This window comes from Bradyrhizobium sp. (assembly GCF_049586575.1).
Classification (GTDB): Bacteria; Pseudomonadota; Alphaproteobacteria; order Rhizobiales; family Xanthobacteraceae; genus Bradyrhizobium.
Genome location: NZ_JBAVCF010000453.1, coordinates 1 through 7,773 on the forward strand (window position 1 = coordinate 1; position 7,773 = coordinate 7,773).

General features: G+C 60.7%; 9 protein-coding genes and 1 pseudogene. 9 read left to right on the forward strand and 1 reads right to left on the reverse strand.

The genetic code is table 11. The features are described from left to right. Positions 1-150 precede the first annotated feature (150 nt). From WB528_RS17620 to WB528_RS17645, 6 genes are all read left to right on the forward strand, one after another. Positions 151-531, forward strand: a complete 381-nt coding sequence (locus tag WB528_RS17620; protein ID WP_423889684.1) for a hypothetical protein — start codon at positions 151-153, stop codon at positions 529-531. A gap of 344 nt (positions 532-875) precedes the next feature. Then, on the forward strand, positions 876-1,067 hold the full coding sequence (gene secE / locus WB528_RS17625) for a preprotein translocase subunit SecE (RefSeq protein WP_423889685.1): 192 nt from the start codon (positions 876-878) through the stop codon (positions 1,065-1,067). A gap of 23 nt (positions 1,068-1,090) precedes the next feature. After that, positions 1,091-1,624, forward strand: a complete 534-nt coding sequence (nusG, locus tag WB528_RS17630) for a transcription termination/antitermination protein NusG (protein ID WP_422256405.1) — start codon at positions 1,091-1,093, stop codon at positions 1,622-1,624. A gap of 140 nt (positions 1,625-1,764) precedes the next feature. Further along, on the forward strand, positions 1,765-2,193 hold the full coding sequence (rplK, locus tag WB528_RS17635; RefSeq protein WP_423889686.1) for a 50S ribosomal protein L11: 429 nt from the start codon (positions 1,765-1,767) through the stop codon (positions 2,191-2,193). A gap of 6 nt (positions 2,194-2,199) precedes the next feature. Continuing rightward, a complete protein-coding gene (gene rplA, locus WB528_RS17640) occupies positions 2,200-2,892 on the forward strand; it encodes a 50S ribosomal protein L1 (protein WP_423889687.1) in 693 nt (230 codons plus the stop codon). A 94-nt stretch (positions 2,893-2,986) separates the two neighbouring features. After that, positions 2,987-3,934, forward strand: a complete 948-nt coding sequence (locus tag WB528_RS17645) for a 2-hydroxyacid dehydrogenase (protein WP_423889688.1) — start codon at positions 2,987-2,989, stop codon at positions 3,932-3,934. A gap of 9 nt (positions 3,935-3,943) precedes the next feature. Here WB528_RS17645 and WB528_RS17650 read toward each other — a convergent pair whose 3' ends face one another. Continuing rightward, positions 3,944-4,282, reverse strand: coding sequence for a hypothetical protein (locus tag WB528_RS17650; protein ID WP_423889689.1), 339 nt, complete (start codon positions 4,280-4,282; stop codon positions 3,944-3,946). 999 nt (positions 4,283-5,281) lie between these two features. On the opposite strand from WB528_RS17650, the gene rplJ reads away from it, so the two are divergent. The 3 genes and pseudogenes from rplJ to WB528_RS17665 all read left to right on the forward strand — a co-directional run. After that, positions 5,282-5,800 (forward strand): 50S ribosomal protein L10, encoded by a 519-nt coding sequence (gene rplJ, locus WB528_RS17655; RefSeq protein ID WP_423889690.1) that lies wholly within the window; start codon positions 5,282-5,284, stop codon positions 5,798-5,800. 55 nt (positions 5,801-5,855) lie between these two features. Further along, entirely contained in the window at positions 5,856-6,233 is a 378-nt protein-coding gene (gene rplL / locus WB528_RS17660; protein ID WP_325012387.1) for a 50S ribosomal protein L7/L12, read from the forward strand. 464 nt (positions 6,234-6,697) lie between these two features. Next, positions 6,698-7,773, forward strand: a pseudogene (locus WB528_RS17665) (DNA-directed RNA polymerase subunit beta); the annotation flags it as partial.

Here is a 7,773-nt window from a genome sequence, read left to right on the forward strand (position 1 = left end):
GAGCTGGTCTCAGCCAAATTCTACGCCGTCGTTCCATCCTGCTTGGTGGCATTGGAACTGCAAGGAAAAGGGGAACGAACGGGTTTAGTCGGTGATTATTCTTCGCCCGCTTGATCGGGTTCATCTTCATGCAAGTGAGGGAGTTTCCTGATGAGACTGATATCGCTGGCTTTGGGCCTTGCGGCTGCGTGCGCCGCCACGGCTGCCTCGGCCGAAACGGTCAACCTGACCGGCACCTACCGGTGCATCCAGATGTGCCGGGACGGCAATTTCGGCGCGCCCACCTTCGTTACGCAGAACGGCGATGCCGTGAACCTCACCACGGAAACAGGTGAGTCTTACAAGGCCTGGCCGGACTGGAACGCACCCGCCAGCCGAATTTGGATCGATGCGCGCGGCGAGGGCGCGGTCTATTCGCCCGATGGCATGCGCATCCAATTCGATGATGGCCGCGTCTGGCAGCGTGTGATCGTGCCAGCACCGGGCGTGACGGTCGGCATTGGCCGCGGCCCTGTGGTCTACGGCAGGTAATCTTAAAGGGCTGGGCACCGCGCAGGTCGCGCTGCGCCCAGCTCTTGAACCTGGACAGTCGAGCCTCCGCGCTAGCCTGCAAGATCAACGGCTTGGCAGGCGTGCCGTGAAGGTTGCGCGAACCGGGTGTCGCCGCGCCCCGCCTTGACCTTTAGGCCGGTCCGCAGTACATACCCGCCACCTGCTGCCGGCCCGTTGAACGCGGATATCCGGCGCGGCTTTGAAATCCCCGAACAATCGAGCCCGCGTGCCGGCTCAACCTTCAAAAGAGGGCTGGGCGATACGGGCTGTTCGGATTCCTTAACAAGCTTATTTCGTCTGACGACGGATGCGGATCTCTAACGATGGCGTTCAGCCCGTTTAAATTCTTGCAGGAAGTGCGTTCGGAGACCGGCAAGGTCACCTGGCCGACCCGCCGCGAAACCATGATTACCACGGCGATGGTGTTTGTAATGGTCGCGCTGGCCTCGATCTTCTTCTTCGCATCCGATCAGATCATCCGCTATTTGGTCACCTTGGTCCTGGGCATCCACTGATGGCAAGCACCGCAACGCAAACGATGGATAAGCGCTGGTACATCGTCCACGCCTATTCAAACTTCGAAAAGAAGGTCGCGGAATCGATCCGCGAGCAGGCCAAACAACGCGGGCTCGAAGAATTGTTCGAGCAGGTGCTGGTGCCGATCGAAAAGGTCACCGAAGTGCGCCGCGGCCGCAAGATCGACGCGGAACGGAAGTTTTTCCCGGGCTACGTGCTGGTCAAGATGAAACTGACCGACGAAGCCTTTCATCTGATCAAGAATACCCCGAAGGTGACCGGCTTCCTCGGCGCGGAAAACAAGCCGATGCCGATTTCGGAAACCGAGGCCATGCGTATCCTGCATCAGGTGCAGGAAGGCGTGGAGCGCCCGAAAGCATCGGTGTCCTTCGAGATTGGCGAGAATGTGCGCGTGGCCGATGGTCCATTCGCATCGTTCTCCGGCGTCATCGAGGAAATCGACGAGGCGCGTTCGCGTGTGAAGGTCGCAGTCTCGATCTTCGGCCGTGCGACGCCGGTCGAATTGGAATTCGCTCAGGTCGAAAAGGTGACCTGATCGGAAGTGGAGGCGGCAACGCCTCGAGAAAGAGGACGTGGGAGGTAAAGGCGGTCTGCCTGCCGTCTTGAGCCGAACCACGGAACCTGAAACCGCCGATCTCCCAATGTTTTTTGGGATCGGCACAACAGGAGTGACATATGGCAAAGAAAGTGACCGGATACCTGAAATTGCAGGTGCCGGCGGGAGCGGCCAATCCGTCGCCCCCGATCGGTCCCGCGCTTGGTCAGCGCGGTCTCAACATCATGGAATTCTGCAAGGCGTTCAACGCCCAGACGCAGAAGGAAGAAAAGAACACCCCGATCCCGGTGGTCATCACCATTTATGCGGACCGTTCCTTCACCTTCGAGATGAAGACGCCGCCGATGTCCTACTTCCTCAAGCAGGCTGCTAAAATCCAGTCCGGCTCGAAAGCTCCGGGCCGCGACAAGGCCGGCAAGGTGACCAAAGCGCAGGTGCGCGAGATCGCCCAGAAGAAGATGAAGGATCTCAATTGCGACTCCGTCGAGTCGGCCATGAAGATGGTCGAGGGCTCAGCCCGCTCGATGGGTCTGGAAGTTGCGGGGTAATCGGTCATGGCAATCGGAAAACGCACCAAGAAGGCCCGCGAGGGTGTCGACCGCGAGAAGCTTTATCCGATCGTGGACGCCATCAAGATGGTCAAGGAACGGTCGAAAGCGAAGTTCGACGAAACCATCGAGATCGCGATCAACCTCGGCGTTGACCCGCGTCACGCCGACCAGATGGTCCGCGGTGTGGTGACGCTACCGAACGGCACCGGCCGCACCTTGCGCGTCGGCGTGTTCGCGCGCGGCGCGAAGGCTGAGGAAGCCAAGGCTGCGGGTGCCGACGTGGTCGGCGCCGAAGATCTCGTCGAGAAGGTGCAGGGCGGTGCGATTGATTTCGACCGCTGTATCGCAACCCCCGATATGATGCCGCTGGTTGGCCGCCTCGGTAAGGTGCTCGGTCCGCGTGGCATGATGCCGAATCCGAAGATCGGCACGGTGACGATGGATGTCGCCACGGCGGTTCGAGGCGCCAAGGGCGGTTCGGTCGAGTTCCGTGTCGAGAAGGCCGGTATCGTCCAGGCCGGCATCGGCAAGGCCTCGTTCTCCGAAGAAAAACTGGTGCAAAACGTCAAGGCGCTCGCGGACGCGGTTGCCAAGGCGAAGCCTTCGGGTTCCAAGGGTACCTACATTCAACGCGTCGCGGTTTCCTCCACGATGGGGCCGGGCGTGAAGGTCGAGCCGGGCAGCCTGCTCGGCTGAGGTTTTTAAAGGCGGATCGAAAATAAAAGAGCGGGATCGGGCAACCGGTTCCGCTCTTTGTTTATGATGGATGCGCTGATGCGAGAGGCAAGGCATGCCCGACAGAGTGTTGATCTACTCGAAATTTCCCAAAGCGCTGATGGCGCGGATTGGCGAACGCTTCGAGTTGCTGGATGCCGCCGGCAAGCCACCCGCGGAGGTCTTTCCGCCGGAGCGGCTTTCCCGCGTTCGCGCCATGATCACGGCGGGCGGCACGCAGCTTCCGGGAAGTGTGATGGACACGTTACCGTCGCTGCGGGCGATTATCTGCTACGGCACCGGCTTTGACGGCGTTGATCTTGCGGCAGCCAAAGAACGCGACATCGCGGTTGGCAATAGTCCCGGCGCGAATGCGGCCAGCGTCGCCGACCTCGCGGTGACGCTGATGCTGACGGCGACTCGCCGGATCGTTCCGGCCGACGGGTTCGTGCGCGACGGCAGTTGGGCCGCTTCGAAACCTTCACCGCTGTTGCGCGCGGTGCCCGGCAATCCTGGCCGCCGGGTCGGCATCTACGGCATGGGCGAAATCGGCCGCAAGATTGCCGCGCGCATGTCGGCTTTCGAAATGGAGATCGGCTATTTCAGCCGCAGCCGGCGCGAGGTGCCTTATCGGTATTTCGAAAGCCTGGAAGCGCTGGCTGAATGGTGCAGCGTGTTGATGATCGCGGTCCGCGCCAGCGCCGACACCCATCACGTCGTCAACGCCGATATCCTCAAGAAGCTCGGCAGTGACGGTTATGTCATCAATATCGCGCGCGGCTCGGTGATCGATGAGGTGGCCCTGGCCGCCGCTCTGAAAGACGACACTATCGCTGGCGCCGGACTCGATGTGTTCGAGAAGGAGCCACATCCGCCCGGTGAATTGACGGGCTTGCCGAACGTCGTGCTGACCCCGCATATCGGCGGCCACACCGTCGACTCGCACGCCGCGATGCAGGATTGCGTGATCGCAAATCTGGAGGCGTTTTTTGCAGGTCGGCCGCTGGCCTATCCGGTGCGCTGAGCCAGCGGCCTAGTGGGCCGCTGGCGCGTGGCGCAGCTTGTCGGGATTTCGCACGATGTAGATCGCCGCGATCCGGTCGCCGTCGATCGCCATGCTTAAACTATGATCGAGTTCGCCATCCATGTAGAGCAGGGCGCCGACGGCCCCGTTGATCATGGTGGGTTCGGCGCGGATGTCGCGACGCGAATTCTTGCCGGCGAGACCGATGAAGAAACGGGCCACCTTGTCGGCGCCCATGATCGAATTGAGCGCCGCCGATTTGGGCCCGCCACCATCGGTCACGGCGATGGCGTCTTCGCGCAGTAAGCCGGTTAGTTGCGATAGATCGCCGCTGGCCACGGCCTCCATGAAAGCCTTCATCAAGTACGCGTGACGGTCTGGCGTCGCCGCCGGCGCTGGTCGCTCGTCGCGCACCGCGTGGCGAGCCCTCGGCGAAGAAATCGAACGTGGCGTGATGGTCGTGACCGAAGACGATGCTTGCGAGATGAATCAGGCCGTGAGCGGCGAGGAAACCCGCCCCGGCGACGGCGGCCGGCCAATAGTTCACGCGCCATGCGCGCGCCGCGAGCGCGAGAGCTGCGACCAGAAACGCCGCACCGACATCCGGGACAAAGTGTGCGTTGAAAGGGCCGGTTTCAGCAGCTCCGGGCACGGTGACGTACCAAAAAGGGCCGCTTAACAGCATCGTCAGACCGTCGATGACGTTCGAGACGGCAAGGATCGCGGCAATGGTTCTTCGCATTGTTGCCCAGACGATCGAGGGAGGCCGGATGTGACAATCGGGAAGCGATTTTTTCGGGCTTTGCGCGCCCGCCGTCCGGCCCGAAATTAACCCTTGGCAAGATGGAAAAGACCCGTTAAACACCGCCTTTCCGGATGTGCTGGCTCTCGCTGGCACGTTTGTGCTCGCATTCCGAAAGAGAACGAATAGGAGACTTTTCCTTTCAGGACATTCCGTATGGATGGCTCGAAAGGAAGGGAAGCTGTCGTTCCTGGGAAAGCGGGCAGGGGCAGACCGGCTTGCCGGCGTGCCTCGATCCTGTCCAAGACTACAGGCGCCTGAGATAAGCGTAAGCTTTTCAATGGCTTAATTTAATGGCCTGTACAGACGGGTGAAGACCAGATTTTAAGCCTTCGGGTTACGGCTGGCCGTGACTTGGGGTTGTTTGGTTCGAACCTCGACATCCCGTGGCCCTCAAGGCTCGGGAGGGCAGGCGTTTCAATGTCGTTCTGCCCGACGGTCCTTAAGGCTTGCGTCTTTTGAGGTCTGATGAAGGGCGGAGCGATGGGTGCAACCCGGCGGTCCTGCCTTTCGGCTCAAAGACCGCCAACCGGAGAGAGCTTGCTGTGGAAAGAGCGGCAAAAAAGGGCGCGGTCGAGGAGCTGAACGGTCTGTTTAAGGCCACCAGCGTGGCGATCGTTGCTCATTATTCCGGCCTGACCGTTGCCCAGATGCAGAAGCTGCGCATGCAGATGAAGCAGGCTGGCGCCTCGGTGAAGGTCGCGAAGAACCGTCTCGCCAAAATTGCTCTTGAAGGCACTGACGTCGTTGCCATCGGCCCGCTGTTGAAGGGGCCGACCGTGATCGCGACTTCCAAGGATCCGGTAGCGGCGCCAAAGGTTGCCATCGAGTTCGCCAAGACGAACGAACAGTTCGTCATCCTCGGCGGATCGATGGGTAAAACCGTCCTGAATGTCGATGGTGTGAAGGCGCTTGCCGCCTTGCCGTCGCTCGATGAACTGCGCGGAAAGATTGTCGGCCTCCTCGTGGCGCCGGCGACCAAGCTCGCTCAGCTCTCGAATGCGCCCGCGGCCAAGCTCGCGCGCGTCATTCAGGCTCATGCCTCAAAGAGCGAAGCGGCCTGACCCTTCGCAAATCGTAAAACCTGGTTCGAACCGATACGCTTAAGGAAACAGATCAATGGCTGACTTACAGAAGATTGTTGACGACCTCTCGAGCCTCACCGTGCTCGAAGCCGCCGAACTCGCCAAGCTTCTCGAAGAGAAGTGGGGCGTCTCCGCGGCTGCGGCCGTGGCGGTTGCCGGCCCGGCGGGCGGCGGCGCTGCCGCTGCTCCGGTAGAGGAAAAGACCGAATTCACGGTCGTTCTGGCCGCCGCCGGCGACAAGAAGATCGAGGTCATCAAGGAAGTCCGCGCCATCACGGGCCTTGGCCTCAAGGAAGCCAAGGACCTCGTCGAAGGCGCCCCCAAGCCTGTCAAGGAAGGGGTCAACAAGGATGAGGCCGACAAGATCAAGGCCCAGCTCGAAAAGGCTGGCGCCAAGGTGGAATTGAAGTAAGCGCGCTTAGCTCAATTCCATCCCGGACAAGCGAAGCGCGAGATTCGGGATTTGGTCGCAAAGGTATCGCCCCCGCCGGGTTCCCCGGCGGGTGGCCTACACGAGAATGTGTGGGGATTGATGGGGATACCCCTCGATTTTCCACGAATGCCATCCCATATCGGGACGGCAGCACGAAAGCATGGCCGGCGCGAGGGACCGCAAGGTTCCGCCGCAAGCCGTTGGGAGATAGGCAATTTCGGGCTTTGCAGTCCGTAACGAGACGGTTTTCGACGTGCGGGTGCGTTAGAGCGCCCCGTGCGTCGCTTTGCGTTCTTTGGACCGGATACTTCGATTCAGGCTTTTAGATCCTGATTGAGGGCAAACTGAGTCGAAGGACGAAACGAAATTCAAGTCCGGGCCGAGATTGCTCGCGCTCCGGAAAGGTCCGCTCTCCCCAGGGAGCGGCGAAATGAGAGGCCACGATGGCGCAACAGACGTTCACCGGTCGCAAACGCGTTCGCAAGTTCTTCGGACACATCAAGGAAGTCGCAGAGATGCCGAACCTCATCGAGGTTCAGAAGGCGTCCTATGACGAGTTCCTGATGGTGCACGAACCGCCGGGCGGCCGGCTCGATGAAGGCTTGCAGGCCGTTTTCCGCTCGGTGTTCCCGATCTCGGATTTCTCCGGCACCTCGATGCTGGAATTCGTCCGCTACGAGTTCGAGCCGCCGAAGTATGACGTCGACGAGTGCCGCCAGCGCGGTATGACCTATGCTGCGCCGCTGAAGGTGACGCTTCGCCTGATCGTATTCGATATCGACGAGGAAACCGGCGCGAAGTCGGTAAAGGACATCAAGGAGCAGGACGTCTACATGGGCGACATCCCGCTCATGACGATGAACGGCACCTTCATTGTCAACGGCACCGAGCGCGTCATCGTCTCCCAGATGCATCGTTCGCCGGGCGTGTTCTTTGACCACGACAAGGGCAAGACGCATTCCTCCGGCAAGCTGTTGTTTGCCGCGCGCGTGATCCCCTATCGCGGTTCCTGGCTCGACATCGAGTTCGACGCCAAGGACATCGTGTTTGCGCGCATCGACCGTCGCCGCAAGATTCCGGTGACGTCGCTGATGTTCGCGCTTGGGCTCGACGGCGAACAGATCCTTTCGACCTTCTACAAGAAGATCAGCTACAAGCGCGCCAAGGAAGGCTGGCGCGTGCCGTTCGATGCCAACCGTTTCCGCGGTTATTCCACCATCAACGATCTTATCGATGCCGATACCGGCAAGGTGGTGCTGGAAGCCGGCAAGAAGCTCACTGTGCGCTCTGCACGCCAGCTCCAGGAAAAGGGGCTGAAGGCGCTTCGCCTGTCGGATGAGGAACTGGTCGGCAACTACGTCGCCGAGGACCTCGTCAATCCGAAGACCGGCGAAATCCATGCCGAGGCCGGCGAGGAAATCACCGACAAGCTCCTGAAGGCCCTGAATGAACAGGGTTACAAGGAACTGCCGCTGCTCGACATCGACCACGTCAATGTCGGCGCCTATATCCGCAACAC